At 68.5% G+C, this 18799-nt stretch carries 17 protein-coding genes and 1 pseudogene; 4 read left to right on the forward strand and 14 right to left on the reverse strand.

The features are described 5' to 3' along the window. Nucleotides 1-89 precede the first annotated feature (89 nt). Entirely contained in the window at nt 90-1016 is a 927-nt protein-coding gene (locus ACS5PN_RS20545; RefSeq protein WP_439465877.1) for a DMT family transporter, read from the forward strand. Between the two features lie 185 nt (nt 1017-1201). Here the strand turns inward: ACS5PN_RS20545 and ACS5PN_RS20550 are convergent, their stop codons facing one another. Then, nucleotides 1202-1729, reverse strand: a complete 528-nt coding sequence (locus tag ACS5PN_RS20550; protein WP_439465878.1) for an SRPBCC family protein — start codon at nt 1727-1729, stop codon at nt 1202-1204. A gap of 84 nt (nt 1730-1813) precedes the next feature. Between ACS5PN_RS20550 and ACS5PN_RS20555 the strand changes: the two genes are divergently transcribed. Then, nucleotides 1814-2659 carry a phytanoyl-CoA dioxygenase family protein gene (locus ACS5PN_RS20555; RefSeq protein ID WP_439465879.1) on the forward strand — a complete coding sequence of 282 codons (846 nt, stop codon included), beginning with the start codon at nt 1814-1816 and terminating at the stop codon, nt 2657-2659. Between the two features lie 148 nt (nt 2660-2807). Further along, on the forward strand, nt 2808-3980 hold the full coding sequence (locus ACS5PN_RS20560; RefSeq protein WP_439465880.1) for a BON domain-containing protein: 1173 nt from the start codon (nt 2808-2810) through the stop codon (nt 3978-3980). A gap of 58 nt (nt 3981-4038) precedes the next feature. Here the strand turns inward: ACS5PN_RS20560 and ACS5PN_RS20565 are convergent, their stop codons facing one another. The 8 genes and pseudogenes from ACS5PN_RS20565 to msrP all read right to left on the reverse strand — a co-directional run bounded on the left by ACS5PN_RS20565 (nt 4039) and on the right by msrP (nt 10490). Continuing rightward, nucleotides 4039-4458, reverse strand: a complete 420-nt coding sequence (locus ACS5PN_RS20565) for a hypothetical protein (protein WP_439465881.1) — start codon at nt 4456-4458, stop codon at nt 4039-4041. Nucleotides 4459-4576: 118 nt separating this feature from the next. Continuing rightward, nucleotides 4577-5950 (reverse strand): bifunctional UDP-N-acetylglucosamine diphosphorylase/glucosamine-1-phosphate N-acetyltransferase GlmU, encoded by a 1374-nt coding sequence (gene glmU, locus ACS5PN_RS20570; RefSeq protein WP_439465882.1) that lies wholly within the window; start codon nt 5948-5950, stop codon nt 4577-4579. A gap of 64 nt (nt 5951-6014) precedes the next feature. Next, nucleotides 6015-6638 carry a DUF4136 domain-containing protein gene (locus ACS5PN_RS20575; protein WP_439465883.1) on the reverse strand — a complete coding sequence of 208 codons (624 nt, stop codon included), beginning with the start codon at nt 6636-6638 and terminating at the stop codon, nt 6015-6017. A gap of 60 nt (nt 6639-6698) precedes the next feature. Next, entirely contained in the window at nt 6699-7613 is a 915-nt protein-coding gene (gene ttcA / locus ACS5PN_RS20580; protein WP_439465884.1) for a tRNA 2-thiocytidine(32) synthetase TtcA, read from the reverse strand. A gap of 5 nt (nt 7614-7618) precedes the next feature. Then, nucleotides 7619-8017: a dihydroneopterin aldolase gene (locus ACS5PN_RS20585; RefSeq protein WP_439466383.1), complete on the reverse strand. Its 399-nt coding sequence runs from the start codon at nt 8015-8017 to the stop codon at nt 7619-7621. 153 nt (nt 8018-8170) lie between these two features. Next, nucleotides 8171-8869, reverse strand: a pseudogene (locus tag ACS5PN_RS20590) (FAD-dependent oxidoreductase); the annotation flags it as partial. Nucleotides 8870-8910: 41 nt separating this feature from the next. Next, on the reverse strand, nt 8911-9510 hold the full coding sequence (locus tag ACS5PN_RS20595) for a sulfite oxidase heme-binding subunit YedZ (protein ID WP_439466384.1): 600 nt from the start codon (nt 9508-9510) through the stop codon (nt 8911-8913). Nucleotides 9511-9521: 11 nt separating this feature from the next. Further along, on the reverse strand, nt 9522-10490 hold the full coding sequence (gene msrP / locus ACS5PN_RS20600) for a protein-methionine-sulfoxide reductase catalytic subunit MsrP (RefSeq protein ID WP_439465885.1): 969 nt from the start codon (nt 10488-10490) through the stop codon (nt 9522-9524). A 147-nt stretch (nt 10491-10637) separates the two neighbouring features. Between msrP and ACS5PN_RS20605 the strand changes: the two genes are divergently transcribed. Next, complete coding sequence (locus tag ACS5PN_RS20605; RefSeq protein WP_439465886.1) at nt 10638-11819, forward strand: alkane 1-monooxygenase; 1182 nt, start codon at nt 10638-10640, stop codon at nt 11817-11819. Nucleotides 11820-11833: 14 nt separating this feature from the next. Here the strand turns inward: ACS5PN_RS20605 and ACS5PN_RS20610 are convergent, their stop codons facing one another. From ACS5PN_RS20610 to ACS5PN_RS20630, 5 genes are all read right to left on the reverse strand, one after another. Next, on the reverse strand, nt 11834-12538 hold the full coding sequence (locus tag ACS5PN_RS20610; protein ID WP_439465887.1) for a glutathione S-transferase: 705 nt from the start codon (nt 12536-12538) through the stop codon (nt 11834-11836). A 55-nt stretch (nt 12539-12593) separates the two neighbouring features. Next, the gene (locus ACS5PN_RS20615; RefSeq protein WP_439465888.1) at nt 12594-13076 is read right to left on the reverse strand and encodes a GreA/GreB family elongation factor; all 483 of its coding nucleotides are present in this window, start codon (nt 13074-13076) and stop codon (nt 12594-12596) included. Between the two features lie 119 nt (nt 13077-13195). Continuing rightward, nucleotides 13196-16537, reverse strand: coding sequence for an error-prone DNA polymerase (locus tag ACS5PN_RS20620; protein ID WP_439465889.1), 3342 nt, complete (start codon nt 16535-16537; stop codon nt 13196-13198). Nucleotides 16538-16622: 85 nt separating this feature from the next. Then, a complete protein-coding gene (locus ACS5PN_RS20625; protein ID WP_439465890.1) occupies nt 16623-17915 on the reverse strand; it encodes a Y-family DNA polymerase in 1293 nt (430 codons plus the stop codon). Then, entirely contained in the window at nt 17884-18741 is an 858-nt protein-coding gene (locus ACS5PN_RS20630; RefSeq protein ID WP_439465891.1) for a translesion DNA synthesis-associated protein ImuA, read from the reverse strand. The genes ACS5PN_RS20625 and ACS5PN_RS20630 overlap by 32 nt, the downstream gene beginning before the upstream one ends. Nucleotides 18742-18799 lie beyond the last annotated feature (58 nt).

Here is an 18799-nt window from a genome sequence, read left to right on the forward strand (position 1 = left end):
GCCAAGTCATCAAATGGCCGTGCAAATTGCATGTATCGATGAAGGCCGCCTTGGAACAATGGCCTCCCTCGTCATTGCAAGGAAGCACCGTGTCCCCCACCACCCGTGGCGCCCTCGAGATGGGCAGCGCAATGAGCCTGCTGGGCTCCATCGGCTATTTCGTGCTGCTGTCGGGCCTGGCGCCGCTGGATGTGGTGTTCTGGCGCTGCGGCTTCGGCCTGCTGACGCTGGCGCTGATCTGCACGGCCCTGCGGCTGTGGCGCCGGCCCAGTGCTTCGCAACTCGGCCTGGCCGTGCTGGGCGGCGTCGCCATCGTGCTGAACTGGGTGCTGCTGTTCGGCGCCTATGGCCGCGCCTCGGTGGCCGTGGCCACGGCGGTCTACAACCTGCAGCCCTTCCTGCTGATGGGCCTGGGCGTGGTGTTCTTCGGCGAAAAGCTCAGCGTGGGGCGACTGGCTTGGGTGGGGCTGGCCTTCGCGGGCATGGTGCTCATCGTGCAGGCCAAGCCGAGCGCCGGCTATGTCGGTGGCGACTTCGGCCTGGGCGTGGCCATGGCCCTGGGCGCCGCGGCGCTGTGGGCGGTGGCGGCCGTCATCACCAAGCGGCTTGCCGGCATGCCGGCCCCGCTGATCGCGCTGATCCAGGTGGCCGTGGGCCTGCTGATGCTGGCGCCCTTCGCCGACTTCGGCCATCTGCCGCAGACGGCCCGGGGCTGGATGCCGCTGGTGGTGCTGGGCGCCGTGCATACCGGGGCGATGTATGCGTTGATGTATGCAGGCGTGCAGCGCCTGCCGACCGCCCTGCAGGGCGGCCTGTCCTTCCTCTATCCGGTCGTGGCCATCGGGGTCGACTGGCTGGCCCTGGGGCATGAATTGGCGGCGCTGCAGTGGCTGGGTGCGGCGGCCATCCTGCTGGGCGCCGCGGGCCTCTTCAGAGGGCCTGTTAGCCCTGCGGCGATGGGTCGCGTTGTGGCCAGAAGGGTCGCAGGCACGACAGCAAACCGCAAGCTGGGTTGATACCCATCGAGGATTTGCAACACAGCCTGCGGCCCTTCTGTCCTCAACCCTTCGGGAAGGCCCGCCGCAAGGGGCCACTCGTTGTTGCAGCCCTGGCCCGCACACGAGTGCGGGCGGCGCGCTGCGTCTAGATTGGCCCCCTTGCGGCGGGCCTTCGCGGCCCATCGCCGCAGGGCTAACAGGCCCTACTTCTCGGCCAGCGCCTTCAGGTTCGCCAGTCCCGCATCGAAATCCGGCCCGACCATCTTGTCCATGAACAGGCCCATCCAGCGGTACATCGGGTTGCTGCCCATGTCGCCGTCCATCGACCAGGTGACCTGGGTCGCACCGCCGTTGGCGTCGAGGCGGAAGTCGCCGGTCGAGGTGGTGTTGAAGTCGGGGAAGAAGAGCTCATAGGCCAGGCGCTTGGGTGCCTCGGCCGTCGTGAAGGTCATGCGGCCGTCGCCCTGGCTCTTGCTCTTCCAGGCCCAGACGGCGCCGGCGCCGGAGGCCGGGCCGCTGTATTCGATGGCCATGGCCGGGTCGCGCTGGTTCCAGGCGCTCCACTGCTTCCAGCCGCGCGGGTCGGCGATGAGGGCGTAGATCTTGTCCGGCGCCGCGTTGATCACCAGGGTGCGCGTGACGGTGTACTTGGGCGACAGCAGCAGGCCGCCCACGCCGATGAGCAGGGCCAGCGCGACGACAACGATCAGCAGGACCTTGAGCGCTTTCATCGGGACTCTCCCGGGGTGTTGAGGTGGCGCACTGTGGGCGCCTCTCGCCGGCTACACAATCCGCACAACTCCCTGAGCATCCCCATGACTATTGACGCTGCCCGCTACGCCGAACAAGGCTTCCTCGTCATCCCGGGCTTCAAGTCCGCCGCCGACATTGCCGCGCTGCGCCAGCGCGCCCTGGACCTTGTCGACGCCTTCGACCCCGGCGAGCAGCGCCCCGTCTTCACGACCGAGGAACAGCAGCGCCACGTCGACGACTACTTCATCGACAGCGGCGACCAGATGCGCTGCTTCTTCGAGGAGGAGGCCTTCGACGCGCAAGGCAAGCTGCGCGTACCCAAGGAACTGGCCATCAACAAGATCGGGCATGCCATGCATGACCTCGACCCCGTCTTCAGCGCCTTCTCCAAGGGCGAGGCCCTGCGCGGTGTCGCGGCCGAACTGGGACTGAAGCAGCCCCAGGTCTGGCAGAGCATGTTCATCTTCAAGCAGCCCGGCATTGGCGGCGAGGTGCGCTGGCACCAGGACGCCAGCTTCTTCGAAAGCGATCCCATCACCGTGACGACCTTCTGGTTCGCGCTGGAAGACGCGACGCTGCAGAACGGTTGCCTGTGGACCGAACCCGGCGGCCACAAGGGCCAGCGCGGCGTGCTGCGCGAGCGCTTTGTGCGCGAGGGCCGCAAGGCCTGGATGGAGCAGATCGACGCCACGCCTTGGCCGGCAGCCGACTCCAAGCAGGCCATTCCGCTCGAAGTCGAGGCCGGTTCCCTGGTCGTCTTCCACGGCCTGCTGCCGCATTACTCGGCGGCCAACCGCTCCGACAAGTCGCGCCACGCCTACACCCTGCACGTGACCGACGGCGCCAGTCGCTACTCGCCACGCAATTGGTTGCAGCGTGACGAGAAGTTGCCTGTGCGCGGCTTCTAAGCCCGTTTCCTCACAGCGCTAACAAGCGCTCACATCCCGGTCCCCTTGTCCTACAAGCCTAAGGACGCTGCACCGGCAAGGCACAGGGCCGGGTCACCTCAAAGTTGTCTCCACCGCAAACGTCGATCACGACGATCTGGAGGCAGATATGAAATTCCCGAAATCGATGCACGCCGAGGGTTGGGCCAGCCACCTGGAAGAAACCAAGCCCGAGCATCTGCCCGACGCGCTGAAGTCCGGCCAAGCGAAGCCCGCTATCGGTCCGGCGCGATTCAAGCCCACCGGTGCGGGCGCCAAGATTGATATCCACGCGCCGCTGAATGCCGAGGCGGCAGCGCCGCAGAAGCCGCGCGTGGACCCCGTCTTCGTCCGTCCCCAGCCGACCGTGTCTACGGCACCTTCGGCCGCCGCGATCCAGCGCGACCGCCAGATGAGCTGGATGATTCCGGCCGGTGCCGGCGCCGCCATCATTGCCGCCGTCGCCATCTGGGCGATGAACCGTCCGAGCGAGGCGCCGGTGACGCCGCCCGCCCTCGTGGTGGGCAGCGCCGAGCAGCCGACCCAGGTGGCCGACGCGACGCCCGCCCCTGAGACGCCCGCCGCGTCGCAGGCTCAGGACAGCGCGACGACCACGGTGGCCGCTGCAACGCCGACGCCGGCTCCGGCCGAAGAAGTCGCGCCGGCTCGCCTGGGCCCGCCCGTGACGACCACCCGCCCGGCCGTCGAGCCGCGCCCGGTGGTGGCCCAGGCCCCGACGCCCTCGCCGCGTCCTGAGATGGTCCAGCGCTCCGCGCCGATCACGCCGGCCGCGCCTGTGATCGCCACGCTGCCGCCGCCGACGACGGTTGCTGCTGCGCCGGTGGAGGCCCAGCCCCTGAGCGTGCCGCCCGGGAACGCGCCCATCGTGATGCCGCCGACCGCCGCCGGCCCGGCCACGGTGACCCCGCCGCAGGTCGTGCCGCCCACGACGGCGCCTCTGGCCTCGGCCACACCTGACACGGCTGCCAGTTCGGCCGCGACGGGCACGCCGCCGCTGGCCCAGGCCATGCCGCAAGCGCCGGTTCAGCCGGTGGTTGAGGACAGCGGCATCACCGCCAAGGTGCGCATCGCCCTGGCCGCCGACTCGACGCTGGCCGCCGTCCCCATCGCCGTCAGCACCGACCATGGTGTCGTGAAGCTGGAAGGTCAGGCCCCGGATGCCCTGACCCGGGAGCGCGCCACGGTGGTCGCCTCCTCCGCGAATGGCGTGAAGGCGGTCGACAACCGCCTGACCCTGCCGCCTGCCACGGTGGTGAGCCAAGCTCCCGCCCAGCCGCAGTAAGCTGTTGAGCCATGAAAAAGGCGCCCCTCGGGGCGCCTTTTGCTTGGTGCGATTCGGTTCAGTGGCAGTGCTGGCTGCGGGCCGGAGCGAGCTCGGCGTCGATCAATGCTTCCTCGGTCACCTCGCGGGCCGCCTCGAGTTGCAGGCAGAGTTCGGTGATGCCGTCGTCGCGGCCGCCCACCACTTCAGGCAGGGGGGCGGTGGCGATGTCGGTGGGCAGGTCGGCCAGGGCGCCGATCAGCTGGAACAGCAGTTCCAGGCTGGCTTCGCCGTCCTGGGGCAGGTCACGTGCGGCACCGAGGCTGCGGGCCAGATACCAGCAGGCTTCGGCCGCGTTGTCGCAGGCCTGGGCCTTCAGTTCGAGGGCACGGTTGCGCGCATCGGCTTCACTTTGCGCCTGGACGATCTCATAGGCACCGAGATCGGCCGGGACGGCATCGTCAAGCGAGAGCGCGGCAAAGTCGAGTTCGTGGGCCATGGATACAGCGGCTTTCGTGAGGCAGGGCCATCGTAACGGCGGGCCGGGCCGGCGGGCTTCCCCTCAACCCGGGCCCCGTGACGCAATCGCCGGAACTAAGTCACAGCGACGCCTCTATTCAACGCTTCTTGGTCGGGCGGGTCCAGCCAGCAATTGAAACCTGTTTGCCGCGGGCGACAGCCAGATCACCGGGTGCAACTTCCTTGGTGATGGTGGAGCCGCCGCCAATCGTGGCGCCGTTGCCGATAGAGATGGGCGCAACCAGGACACAGTTGGAGCCGACATGCACGTCGTCGCCAATGGTGGTGCGGTGCTTGTTGGCGCCGTCGTAGTTGGCGGTGATGGAGCCGGCGCCGTAGTTGACGCGTTCGCCGACCGTGGCGTCGCCCAGATAGGCCAGGTGGTTGGCCTTGGCGCCCTTGGCCAGCGTCGAGTTCTTGACCTCGACGAAGTTGCCGATGTGGACTTCCGCGCCGAGCTGGGCGCCGGGGCGCAGGCGGGCGAAGGGGCCGATCAGGGCGCCTTCGCCGACGCTGGCGCCGGCAGCCTCGCCGTCGATGTGGGTGAACTCATGGATGCGTGCTCCAGCAGCGATCTTGACGTTGCGGATCACGCAGTGGGCGCCGACGCGCACGCCGTCGCCCAGGCTCACGTCGCCCTCGAAGACGCAGTTGACGTCGATCTCGACATCCTGGCCGTGGGTCAGCGTGCCGCGCAGATCGAAGCGGGCCGGGTCGGCCAGGCGCACGCCGGCGCGCATCAGCTGTTCGGCCTGTCGGGCCTGGAAGGCGCGCTCCAGCTGGGACAGCTGCACCGGGTCGTTGACGCCCAGCACCTCGATCTCGTTGTGGGCCTTGATGCCCAGCACCGGCAGGCCTTCGGCGACGGCCATGGCGACGATGTCGGTCAGGTAGTACTCGCCCTGGGCGTTGTTGTTGGTCAGGGCGCCGACCCAGCGCTTCAGCGCGCCGGTGGGGGCGGCCATCATGCCGCTGTAGCCCTCGTGGATCAGGCGCTGCTCCGGTGTCGCGTCCTTGTGCTCGACGATGGCGAGCACGCCGCCGTCATCGGGGTCGCGGATGATGCGGCCGTAGCCGGTGGGGTCGGCGAGGTCGACGGTCAGCAGCACGAGGGCGTGGCCGGCGCAGGCCTCGATGAGGGCCTTGGCCGTCGTCGTCTCGATGAGGGGCACGTCGCCGTTCAGGATCAGCGTCGTGCCTTCGCCGACGAGGGCGGGCACGACCTGCTGGATGGCGTGGCCGGTGCCCAGCTGCGGCATCTGGCGCACGAACGAGACGCCCTGGGTGGCGGCCTCGACCTGGTCGGCGCCATGGCCGGTGATGACGATGCGGGCGTCGGCGGCCAGGGCTTCACAGCTTTTCAGCACATGGCCCAGCAGCGAGCGGCCGGCGAGCTTGTGCAACACCTTGGGCGTTGCCGACTTCATGCGGGTCCCTTTGCCCGCCGCCATGATCACGATATTGAGGGCCATGCCTGCCTTGCGACTGCGTTTGAACGAAGTCGCGATTATGGGCAGGCGGGACGCCTCCTACGGGCTAGCGAATTGCTTGAACGGACACGCGGTGCGACTTGGGCTCGACCTTGGGGAACTCGGCCAGGGCCGCGTCAAACAGCGTGCTGATGGTCGATTCGCCGCCGGCCGTGAAGCCCTCGTTGCTGGCGTGGGTCTCGAACAGGGCTTCACCGCTGGCGCGGTCGCGCATCAGCACGGCCACGGCGCGGTCGTAGCGGCGGTCGAAGAAGGGATCCTGGCGCCAGCCGAAGCGGCCCCAGCCGGGCGCGTAGCCGTAGCGCGGCGAGAGCAGGCGGCCGCGCCAGCGCCACCACAGCGGGTCGTCCCAGGGCACGGGGTCGTAGGCGGTGACGCGGGCGCCCAGCGTCACGAGGACGTCGGCGCTCTTGGCGTCGGCGGCGGGCTTGAAGCCGGCCTTCTCGAGGGCGGCCTTGGCGGCGTTCTCAAGAATTTCCTGGCGCTTGGCGGCTTCCTCGCTCTGCTGCTGCGAGGGCAGGCGGTCGAAGGCGTAGGTGCCGGGCTTGCGGTCGGCCGGCCAGTTGCCATAACTGGAGACATCAGCGGAGACCGTGTAGGGACCGGCGCAGCCGGTGATGGCAAGGACCGACGCGGCAGCGACGGCGGACAGGAGCAGGCGGCGGTTCATGGAACACCTCCATCTTGGCGATGGAGGCATTCTGACCCCGCCAGATTTCCCGGATGTAAATCAGCGTTGCAGCGTGATCACCGAAGCGGCCGGCGAAGGCGTCGCGCAAGATTCATCGTCGTCGAAGGCGATGTCGCCGTTGGGCTCGGCGTGGCCCGTCGCCTTCATGGTCTCGAAGGGGAAGAGCTTCTTGTCCATCATGTGCGAGGGCACGATGCTGCCCATGGCCGTGAAGATGTTGTCGATGCGGCCCGGGTAGCGCTTTTCCCACTCGTTGATCATGGCCTTGACCTGCACGCGCTGCAGGTTCTCCTGGCTGCCGCAGAGGTTGCACGGGATGATGGGGAACTCGCGGTGCTCGGCCCAGCGCACCAGGTCGGGCTCCTTCACATAGGCCAGCGGGCGGATGACGACGTTCTTGCCGTCGTCGCTGACCAGCTTGGGTGGCATGCCCTTCATGCGGCTGCCGAAGAACATGTTCAGGAACAGCGTCGTGACCATGTCGTCGCGATGATGGCCCAGCGCGATCTTGGTGGCACCCAACTCGCCGGCCACGCGGTAGAGGATGCCGCGGCGCAGGCGCGAGCACAGGCTGCAGGTCGTCTTGCCCTCGGGGATGAGCTTCTTGACGATGGAATAGGTGTCCTGGTTCTCGATATGGAAGTCCACGCCGCGCGAACGCAGGTAGTTGGGCAGCACTTCCTCGGGGAAGCCGGGCTGCTTCTGGTCGAGGTTGACGGCGACGATGCTGAACTTGATGGGCGCGCGCACCTGCAGGTTGAGCAGGATGTCCAGCATCGCGTAGCTGTCCTTGCCGCCCGACAGGCAGACCATGACCTTGTCGCCGTCTTCGATCATGTTGAAGTCGGTGATGGCCTGGCCAACCTGGCGGTGCAGGCGCTTGGACAGCTTGTTGATCTCGTGCGCAGCCTTCTTCTCGGCGGCGGCTTGGTCAAGGTCGACAACTTCAGACATGGCGTTCACCAGATTCCAGTTTCGGAGCTGACTGCGACTTCGCAGTCCGGAAAGATTTCGAGCTTGGTCAGCTTCACGCGCACGCCGACGACGCCGGCGAGGCTCATCAGGCGGTTGCTGAGCTTGCCCACCAGGGCTTCGACCAGGTCGGTGTGCTCGGTGGTGCACTCGTCGATGATGGCCGCGCGGATGCGGCGGTAGTCCAGCACGCGGCCGATGTCGGCGTCGCGCGCGACGATGGGCAGGGCGCCGAGGTTGACTTCGGCATCCACCTGGATGGGCTGGGGGCCGGTGCGCTCGAAGTCCAGGATGCCCAGGTTGGCCTTGAAGCGCAGGCCCTGCAGATGGATGACCTGGCGGTTGTTGAAGCGCTGCGGCGCAGCGGCGGGGCCTTCCGGGCGCAGGGCCTGCTCGATGAGCTTGGCGGCCTGCACGCCGTCGGCCAGAGCCGTCTGCACGCAGGGGTGCCAGCGGGCGCTGGCGTCGCCGGCGACGAAGGCGTGGGGGCGGTCGTGCTCGCTGAGCAGGGTGAAGGCCGAGGGCTCGGGCTCGAAGCCCAGCAGCGCGACGACGGCATCAAAGCGCTCATCGCCAACGGTCACGCCGCTGTCATCGGGGCGCAGCGCATCGGGCAGGGGCGTGGCCAGGCGCAGCTGGATGCGCGGGTGGGCCTCTGCGCGCGAGACCAGATGGGTCTGGGCGCGCCAGCTTCCGCGGGCCCACAGCGTCACGGCAAAGCCGCGCTCGGCCAGGAAGAGGGCGTTCTCGGCGGCGTTGTCGCCGGCGCCGAGCAGCAGCACGCTGCCGGGGGCCAGGTTTTCGCGGCGGGCCGTCAGCGAGGTGGCGTCCAGTACCCGCGGGTGGGGCACGGCGAAATAGCGCGCCGGGCGCAGCAGGCGCAGGCCGGTGGCGACCAGCAGGGCGCGCGATTGCACATGCTCGCCGGTGGCCAGCTGCAGCGTCCAGGCGCCGGCCGCATGGCGTGCCGATTCGGCCTTGGTGCCCAGGCGCAACGCGATGCCCGATGTGGATTCCACTTGTTTTGCGTAGTGCAGCGCCAGCTCGGCGAGGGCGGCGGCCGGCTGTCCCAGCACCCAGTCCTGGCGGAAATCCAGGCCGCGCAATGCGGCGCAGAGCTGGGTCTCGCGCTCGACCAGCAGCGTCGACATTCCCAGCTGCGCCAGCCACGACGCGGCGCTGCAGCCCGCTGGGCCGCCGCCGAGGATGGCAACGTCGATGGAGGTGGGGTCGGGCATGGGACAGGCCGGGCAAAGCGCCGGATTATCCCAGCCGGGGGCTATTTCCTGCGCAAGCGCTTCCAGAGGCGCCACCCCAGCAGCGCGGCAAGGATCACGCCGTAGACGGCCGGCTCGGCGAAATTGTTCTTGCCCGCGCGCATCCAGATGAAGTGCATCAGCGCGATGACGGCGATGGCGTAGATGGCCTTATGCAGGGCCTGCCAGCGCTTGGCACCGAGGGCCTTGATGGCCTTGTTGAAGCTGGTGGCGGCCAGCGGGAGCATCAGCGCCCAGGCCGTGAAGCCCATCAGGATGAAGGGGCGCTTGGCGATGTCGGCGGCGATGACGCCGAGGTCCAGACCCTGGTCCAGCCAGCCATAGGCGAGCAGATGCAGGGTGGCGTAGCTGAACGTGAACACGCCCAGCATGCGGCGGAATCTGGCGAGTGCGGCGAGGCCGGTCAGCTCGCGCAGTGGCGTGATGGTGAGCGTCAGCCACAGGCCGCGCAGCGTCCAGTCGCCCAGTCGCCGGATCAAGGCCTCGGCCGGGTTGGCGCCGAGCTGGTTGGCGACGGCGCCGTAGACCAGCCAGGCCAGCGGGCCCAGGCAAAGCAGGAACAGCACCACCTTCGCCGCTGGGTGCAGCAGCGCGCGCGTCAACGCGGCCTTCATCAGAAGTTGCGCTTCAGGTCCATGCCCGCGTAGAGCTGCCCGACCTGGGCCTCATAGCCGTTGAACATCAACGTCGGCCGTTTCTTGGCGAACAGGCCGTCCTCGCCGATGCGGCGCTCCGTGGCCTGGCTCCAGCGCGGATGGGCCACGCTGGGGTTCACGTTGGAATAGAAGCCGTATTCCTGCGGCGCGCTGTGCTCCCAGCTGCTGACGGGCTGCTTCTCGACGAAGCGGATCTTGACGATGCTCTTGGCCGACTTGAAGCCGTACTTCCAGGGCGTGACGAGGCGCAGCGGCGCGCCGTTCTGGTTGGGCAGCACCTCCCCATACATGCCGAAGGCCAGCAGGGCCAGCGGGTGCATGGCCTCGTCGATGCGCAGGCCTTCGACATAGGGCCAGTCCAGCACGCCTGAGCGCAGGCCGGGCATCTGGCTGCGGTCGGCCAGCGTCGTGAACTCGACGTACTTGGCCTTGGAGGTCGGCTCGGCCTTTTTGATCAGCTCGGCCAGCGAATAGCCCACCCAGGGGATGACCATGCTCCAGCCCTCGACGCAGCGCAACCGGTAGACGCGCTCTTCCATGGGGGCGAGCTTGAGCAGGGCGTCCAGGTCATAGCGGCCGGGTTTGGCGCATTCGCCTTCGACGCTGACCGTCCAGGGCCGGGGCTTCAGCGTGTGGGCGTTGGCGGCCGGGTCGGCCTTGTCGGTGCCGAACTCGTAGAAGTTGTTGTACGAGGTCGCGTCGCTGTAGCTGGTGAGCTTGTCCATGACGAGCGAGCCGGGCACGGCCGAGCGGCCACCTGGCAGCTTTGGCAGCTTGCCGCCGCCCGGCGCGGCCTGGGCCAGGGCCAGTGGCGACGTGGCCACCAGGCCGAGACCGGCCAGTGCTGCGCGGCGGTTCAGGTAGACGCGGCGTGGCGTGATCTCGCTGGACAGGGGCTCGTGGGCGGCGGTGGTTTTGATCAGCATGGCGGGTGCGATTTCGATGGATCTGGTGTTAGGTCGGCCAGGGACAGTCGGAACTTACACCGGCAGGCGCCGGCCCGTACGAGGTCCTGTGTAAACCCGCCGTCCGCCTACCTTGACGGCCGCAGGCGGGCGGCCGAGCATGCCGTCATGCCTGCCACCCTGTCGGCCCCTGAGCCCGCGCCTTCCCCCACTCGGTGGCGCGACACCAAGCGTCATGCCTGGCTGCTGTCGGGCCTGTTCCCGGGGCTGGCGTGGCTGAATGTCTGGCAGGCCGGGCGCAGCGGCGACGCCTTCTGGCTTTGGCTGCTGCCGGGCGTCATGTACACGTTGATCCCGCTGCTGGACACGCTGCTGGGCGAGGACCGCAGCAACCCGCCCGAGGCCCAGGTGCCCGCGATCGAGGCCGACCGCTGGTACCTCTTCGTGCTGCTGCTCTTTGTGCCGCTGCAGTTCGGGCTGACGCTGCTCGGCGCCTGGCTGGCGGTGCACGGTGGGCTCGGCGTGGTGGGTTTCATGGGGCTGGTGCTGACGGTGGGGGGCATCAATGGCGTGGCCATCAATACCGCCCACGAGCTGGGCCACAAGCACGCTGCCTGGGAGCGCTGGCTGTCGCGCCTGGTGCTGGCGCCGGTGGCGTACGGCCACTTCTTCGTCGAGCACAACCGCGGCCACCACCGGCGCGTGGCCACGCCCGAGGACCCGGCCAGCGCGCGCCTGGGCGAGAGCTTCTGGGCCTTCCTGCCGCGCACCATGTGGGGCAGCCTGCGCTCGGCCTGGCAGCTCGAACGCGACCGTCTGGCTGGCCGCGGTCACGGTCCCTGGCACTGGCGCAACCAATGCCTGCAGGCTTGGGGCCTGACGGTGGTGCTCTACGCCGGCCTGGTCATCTGGCTGGGCTTGGCGGTGCTGCCCTTCCTGCTGGTGCAGGCGTTCTACGGGGCCCAGTTGCTGGAGGTGGTGAACTACATCGAGCACTACGGCCTCTTGCGCCAGCGCGGGCCCGACGGCCGCTACGAGCGCTGCGCGCCCGAGCATTCATGGAACAGCAACCACCGCATGTCCAACCTGTTCCTGTACCACCTGCAACGCCACAGCGACCACCATGCCCATCCGGCCCGCCGCTACCAGGCCCTGCGGCATTTCGCGCAGGCGCCGCAGCTGCCCAGCGGCTATGCCGGCCTGCTGCTGGTGGCCTATGTGCCGCCGCTGTGGTTCCGGCTGATGGACCGGAGGGTGATGGCGCATTACGGCGGCGAATTGGGGAGGGCGAATGTGCAGGCGGGTGCGCGGGGGAGGTTGGAGCGGTGGTGGGTTGATTTCGAGAGATGAGGTTGCGCCGCGGCTCAAGGCATGGGCGACGGGATCGGCGGGAAGCGATTTGCACCTTCCGCCGGCAACTTGACCATGCAAGCAACGAACAGCGGGTTGACGAGCCAGCCGTTCAGCCATGACCTTAGCGACGGCAAGTCCAGCGCTGCAAACCATGCCGGGTTCACCGAGGCGAACTGGCGGACGAAGGGCATCACGGCCAGCTCGGTGGCACAGGCTGTGGCGCCGCCCAGGAAGGGTGTGCCTTGCAGCCTTGCCTCCAGTGGTCGCAGAAGCACATCCAGCGCCCTGTCGCGGTGTGCGTCTGGCGTGAGGGTCTCGCTCGCGTAGCGCTGGGGGTACTTCCAGCGGTCCAGGTGAAGCTTGAAGTCACCATCATTTCGCTGCACCAGGTCAAGGTTCGCAGGCGACTGCGCCCGCGTCCACCAGCCCAGCGCATCGGACGCAGCCAGTGCCCAGCGCATGATGTCCCAGCTCTCCTCGATCACGCTGCCGTCGGGCAGTTGCAGCACGGGTACCGTCGCCTTGGGAGACAGGGCCAGCAAGCTCGCGGGCTTGTCGCGCAAGCTGACCTCCACCGCCTCGAAGTCGCGCCCGGCTTGCAGCAGCGCCATCCGTGCGCGCATCGCGTAGGGGCAGCGGCGAAAGGTGTAGAGCCGCGGCAGCTGTGGGCCTGGGAGGGCGAACGGTGCCTGCGGTGTCGGCGTCGATGCGTGCATGGGCAAGGTCTGTGCGGTTGCGCGATCAAGTCACCGGCGTGAGCGCGGCTGTGGCTCAATGAACCCGCAGCACCTCAAACTTCTGTCGGACGGAAGCGATCTGTATCGACACCTCATCCCCTTCGTGTTTGCCGAGCATGGCCCTGCCCAACGGGGCTTCGCGGCTGATGACCTGGACGAGCTGGGCGCCGCTCACCAACTTCATGCTGCCTCCATCCGGACCGAGAAAGAGCTGTTGCTGCTTGTCGTCGGCATCGACCAGGCAGACCAGGGCGCCGATCTGTATGCCCTGGCTGGGGTCGTAGGCATGCGGGCGGAATTGACGCCAGTTGGCGATTGCCTGGCGGATGGCTTCGGCGCGGCGCGCCTGGCCGCTGGCCAGGTAGGCGGCTTCGAGACCCAAGGTGTCGTATTTGTTTTCGGCGATGTTCTCTTCGTGAGTCGCCGTTTCATGCGCCGTCCGCGCTGCCTGTTCGACTTGCAGCAGGTCTTGCGCGAGGCGTTCCAGCACCTGCTGCTGCAGCAAGAATTTATCCATGATGAAAGCTAGGCGCCTCGAACCAGCGAGGCCATCTTGATTATGAAGGGCTCGATCAGCGCTCGACGCTTTGGTTGCCTTCAGCGAAGGCAGGATGAGCCATCGCCGACAGACCACCCTCATTTGAAATCCCGACTCTCCGTCGGCAACCTGCCCAGCAACGGATTGAGGTTGATGAAGCCCTGCGCCAGCAGATGCCTCACATCGCCGTCGCCGCGCTGCCAGACGCCTTCGACGGCCAGCAGCCGCGCGCCCAGGATGGTGCCGCGGTGTTCTTCATAAACCTTGGGCCATACGATGACCTGGACGTTGCCGGTCTCGTCCTCCAGCGTGACGAAGAGGGTGCCTTTGGCCGTCTGCGGCTTCTGGCGGCCGGTGACGATGCCGCAGGCCTTGGCGCGTCGGCCGCTCTTGACGCCGTCGAGTTGCTGGGCGCTGAGCAGCCCCTCCTTCGCCAGGCGCGGGCGCAGCAGGGCCAGCGGGTGGCGTCGCAGCGTCAGGCCGGTGGCGGCGTAGTCCCACAGCACCTCTTCGCCTTCCTGCGCGGCGGGCAGGGCGAGATCGTCCTCGGGCAGCAGGCTGCCCTGCAGCAGCTCAGGCATGGCGTGCAGTGCCGAGGCTTGCCAGACCTGCTGGCGGCGGTGGCCGGCGAGTGAGGTGAGCGCATCGGCGGCGGCGAGCTGCTGCATGTCCTGCTGGGTCAGGCGAGCGCGGAAGGCGAGATCCTGCGGGTGAGCGAAATCGCCATCGCGAGTGCGGGCCTGCTCGATGCGATCGGCCGCCTCGTCGCCCAAGCCGCTGACCAGGCGCAGGCCCAGGCGCACCGCGGGTTGGTGCTGGCCCGGTCGCAGTTCCAGCGTGCTGTCCTTGTTGCTGTGGTTGACGTCGATGCTGCGCACCTCGACCTGATGCCGGCGCGCGTCCTGCACCAGCTGGCTGGGCGTGTAGAAGCCCAGCGGCTGGGAGTTCAGCAGCGCACACAGGAAGGCCGCGGGCTCATGGCATTTGAGCCAGGAGCTGACATAGGTCAGCAGGGCAAAGCTGGCGGCGTGGGACTCGGGGAAGCCGTAGGAAGAGAAGCCTTTGATCTGGCTGAAGATCTGCTCAGCGAAGGAGTCTTCGTAGCCGCGTTCGCGCATGCCCTTGATGACCTTGCCGTAGTACTTTTCGAGCACGCCAGGGCGCTTCCATGCGGCCATCGCGCGGCGCAGGCCATCGGCTTCGGTCGCAGTGAAGCCAGCCGCGATCATGGCCACCTGCATGACCTGTTCCTGGAAGATGGGAACGCCGCAGGTGCGTTCGAGCGCTTCCTTCAAGGCCTCCTTCGGGTACTTGATGTCCTTGGGGTCCAGCGCGCGATTCTTCAGGTAGGGGTGCACCATGCCGCCTTCGATGGGGCCGGGCCGCACGATGGCAACCTCGACCACGAGGTCGTAGTACTTGCGTGGCTTCAGTCGCGGCAGCATGGACATCTGCGCCCGCGACTCGATCTGGAACACGCCGATGGTGTCGGCCTTGCAGATCATGTCGTAGGTGGGGATGTCGTTGTCCGGGATGGTCAGGTCGATGGACGTGCCGCGCATCGGGTTGACGAGGTCGAAGCAGCGCCGGATGGCGCTGAGCATGCCCAGGGCCAGTACGTCGACCTTCATCATCTTCAGCTCGTCGATGTCGTCCTTGTCCCATTCGATGACGCTGCGATCCTTCATCGTCGCGTTCTCGATGGGCACCAGCCGCTCCAGTGGCCCTTCGGTCAGCACGAAGCCACCGACGTGTTGGGACAGGTGGCGCGGCAGCCCATTGAGCTGGCGACCGAGCGTGATGAGTTGCAGCAGGCGCGGGTCGTCCTCCGGCAAGCCCAGCTTCTGCAGCAGTTCGACGCGGTGCTCCTCGGGCAGCACCTGGGTGGACCAGCCGCTGTGGTCCTGGCTCATCACTTCCAGTTGCTCTTCGCTGAAGCCCAGCGCCTTGCCCACGTCGCGGATGGCGCTCTTGGGGCGGTAGCAGATGACGACGGCCGTCAACGCGGCGCGGTCGCGGCCGTACTTCTTGTAGAGGTGCTGGATCACCTCTTCGCGCCTTTCGTGCTCGAAGTCGACATCGATGTCGGGTGGCTCGTTGCGCTCGCGGCTGATGAAGCGTTCGAACAGCAAGGTGCTGCGGTCGGGGTCGACCGAGGTGACATGCAGGCAGTAGCAGACGATGCTGTTGGCCGCCGAACCACGGCCTTGGCAGAGGATCTTGATGCCGCGTGCGAACTCCACGACCTCGCCAACCGTCAGGAAGTAGTGCTCGTAGCCCAACTCCTCGATCAGATCGAGTTCGTACTCGATGCGGTGCTTCCATTTGTCGGGTACGCCGCCTACGCCCTGCTCGTCCCAGGGCCAGCGTTTCTCGGCGCCGGCATAGGTCAGGTTGCGCAGGTGTTGAGCGGCCGTGACGTCCGGTGGCACGACCTCGCTGGGGTAGTGGTACCTGATCTCGTTCAGGCTGAATTCGCAGCGCGTCGCCACCTGCAGCGTTTCCCGCATCAACGCTTCCGGATAGACCCGCGAGATGCGGTAAGTGCTGCGCAGATGCCGCTCCGCATTCGGCTGCAGATCAAACCCGCACTCGGCCACGGTGCGACCCAGGCGCGTGGCCGTCATCACATCCTGCAGTGACTTGCGCGAGCGCACATGGAAGTGCACGTCACCAGCGGCCACCAGGGGCAGGGCGGTGTCTTCGGAAAGCTGCTGCATGCGCTGCAGCCACAGCGCGTCGCTGGCCTCGCGCATCAGCTCGACGGCGATCCAGGCGCGGCCGGCGAAATGGCGCAGCACCCAATGCGCGGCCGGTGCCAGCTCGGCATCGGGGGCTTCGCGCGGCAGCACCAGCAGGGCCAGGCAGTCGCCCAGCTTCTCGGGCGCGATCTGGCGCCAGGGCAGGGTGTATTCGCCCTTGACCGGGCTGGCGCGGCGCAACCGGGTGATGAACTGGCTGAGGTTGCCGTAGCCGTTGAGGTTCTGCGCGATCAGCACGAGCTTGAAGCGCGGCGTGCCGGCGTCGTCGCGAACGAGGAATTCGCTGCCGATCAGCAGCTTCATCAGCGGGGGTTGCTCGATGTCGTCAATGGGCAGCCCGGCTTTCTTTGCCTCCTCCTTGAGGGCATGGTGTGCCGCCTCGCGCATCTCCCGCAACTGCTTGTGCGCCCGCACGACACCGGCCAGCGAGCATTCGTCGGTGAGGGCCAGGGCCTCGTAGCCCAGCTCGACCGCGCGCTCCACCAGCTCGGCCGGCTCGGACGCGCCACGCAGGAAGCTGAAGGCCGACAGGCAGTGCAGCTCGGCATAGCGTGGCAGATCGCCGCCTGAACCGGGGAATGGAGAAGGCCATCCGCCATCGGCCGCACGCCGCAACTCGGCCTCCGACGCAATGCCTTGCTCGCGCAGCATGGCCAGTCTCTCGTCGCGATCGGACATGGGCGGGGTCATTGGTGCACCCTTCGGCCTGCGGCCTGTCCCGCCAAGCGGGAACGAGCTTGCTTGGGGCGGCCCTGCGCTGCGCTCATGCGAACACTCCATGAAGAAACCAGCCTGGAGAGGCTGCAGGGGTGGAGGAAGGCCGCTCGTGATAGACCCACAGCAGGCCGCGCGTGGCGCTGCGGTACACGAAGTAGTCGCGCGCCTGCATGCCGCCTGGGCCTTCCCACCAGCCGGCCTCGATGCGGTGCGGGCCGCTGACCAGGCTCAGGGGGCCGCAATAGGTTGGCTGTTCACGCGCATCGGAGCGCAGCGGCCGCGGCGGCTGGACGAGCCAGGTGGGCTGGGGGCCGGAAGGGCGGCGCGAGGCGGCGGCCGGTGGGGCCGGCCAAGCCTGCCAGCGCTGCATATGGTCGAGCCGGTGATCCTCGCGCAGCCGTCCCTCGCGCACGTGATCAGCGCCCAGGCGCACGGACAGCCGCTCCAGCAGCGCATTCGTCGTCGTGCGCTCGGCCGGGTCGGTGGGGCCGGGCAGCAGGCTGACGCTGGCTTCCTGCAGGGGCAGCACGGAGTCGGCGCTGAGGCGGATCTCGCCGGCCGGCGCCGCCAGCTCCGTGCGGGCCAGGTGCTCGCCCAGCAGCCGCGTCAGGCGCGGCAGGTCGCGCGTGGTGTCGGCCGTGGCGATGTCGATCTCGCCGCTGCCGGCCACGTCCCGCGCGCGCATGGCGTCGTGCTGCCAGGACAGGCGCAGCGTGCGCACGCCGGCATGGCGGGCGGCGAGGAAGATGCAGAGCTGGCGCAGCAGCACCTCGGCGAAATGCAGCAGCACCGGCGCATGCTCGACGCGATAAGGCAGCTCCAGCCGCGCATCGAAGCGGTCGGGCAGGCTCAGCCATTCGTGTACTTCGGGCAGGTCGCCATAGGCCCGGTCCAGAGCCGTCAGCAGGGCCGGGCCGAAGCGCCGCGCCAGGGCCGGGCGCGGCAGGCGGCGCAGTTCGCCCAGGCGGGTGCAGCCCAGGCGGGCCAGCATGGCGTGGTGGGTGTGAGCGGCCGTCAGCGCCGACAGCGGCAGGGCGTCCAGGCGTTCGCCCAGTCGGCCGGGTGTGGTATCGGCGGTGCGAGCCAGGGCCAATGCGCCCACGGCTGTCTGTGCCCAGGCCATAGCGCCCAGAGCCAGGCCGGCCTGTGAGGCCTGCTGCTGCAGCCGCTGGCGCAGCGCCCGCGCGCCGCGGAACAGCCGCAGGCTGGTCGACACCTCGGCGACGACCGCCTCCTCCAGCCGCGCGACACGCGGCGTGAAACTCAGCGCCAGCCAGCCGAGTGCGTCGACATCGCCAGCCGGCGCATCAGGCGTGCAGCACAGGGCGAGCCAGCGCATGGGAGCGCTCCGTCGAAGGTGTGACCGGCGCCGGCAAGGGTTCCGGAGCGGGCGCGGGCAGGGGCTTGCGCTTGGCCGCCGTCAGCAGCGGCTCGACCTCACCCGGCACGGCTGGCAGGGCCAGCCAGCCCTCGTGCGCCGGGCCGCGGCGTTTGAGCAGATGCACGGCCAGATCCCAGCCTTCGCCCGGCTGCACAACCAGGCGCAGCGGCGCGGCCGAGGACTGCCGGGCGGCGCTTTCGGGGCGCATCAGGAAGGTGGGTGCATCCGAGCTCAGGGCGCTGACCTGCAGGCGGCGGATCTGTTCGGGCCGCGCCTCGGGCAGCCAGGCCAGCACGGCCACGCGCGACTTGATGGCCTGCTCGGCCGCCCACAGGGCCTGGGCCGACGTGCCGGCTTCCACCCAGACCAGGGCCGACGGCGGCAGGCCCAGGGCGCTCAGGCCCGGCAGATGCGGCGTGTGCGGCGGGTTGATGAGGAGCAAGGAACGCAGAGCCGGCTCGGCGGCCTGGCGCGAGCGTCGGCCTGGTGACAGGGGCGAAAGCGCCTGCCTTGCCCACCAAGCCTGCAGGGCCGGCGCCAGCAGCCGCCATTCCAGCACGCCGGATTGCGGCGCCAGCAGCTCGATGGCCGCCCGCGTGGGCCAGCCGCCGCCGGGCAGTTCGGCGTCCAGCGCAGTAAAGCCGCTGGGCAGGGTCGGATCGGCTACGGCGCCCAGGCTGCTGCCGCGCCACAGCCGGCCCTGCAGGCGGACGTCGTCCAGCGGCAGGCGGCCCATGGGTGGCGTTGAAAGAGCGGCGGGAGTGGCGACGGAGGCGGGCAGCATGGCCGGGAAGCAAGCAGGTCAGAGGGAAGGAACCGGAGCTTGAATGAGAGCACAATAC

Source organism: Roseateles sp. NT4 (assembly GCF_051857475.1).
GTDB lineage: Bacteria > Pseudomonadota > Gammaproteobacteria > Burkholderiales > Burkholderiaceae_C > Pelomonas.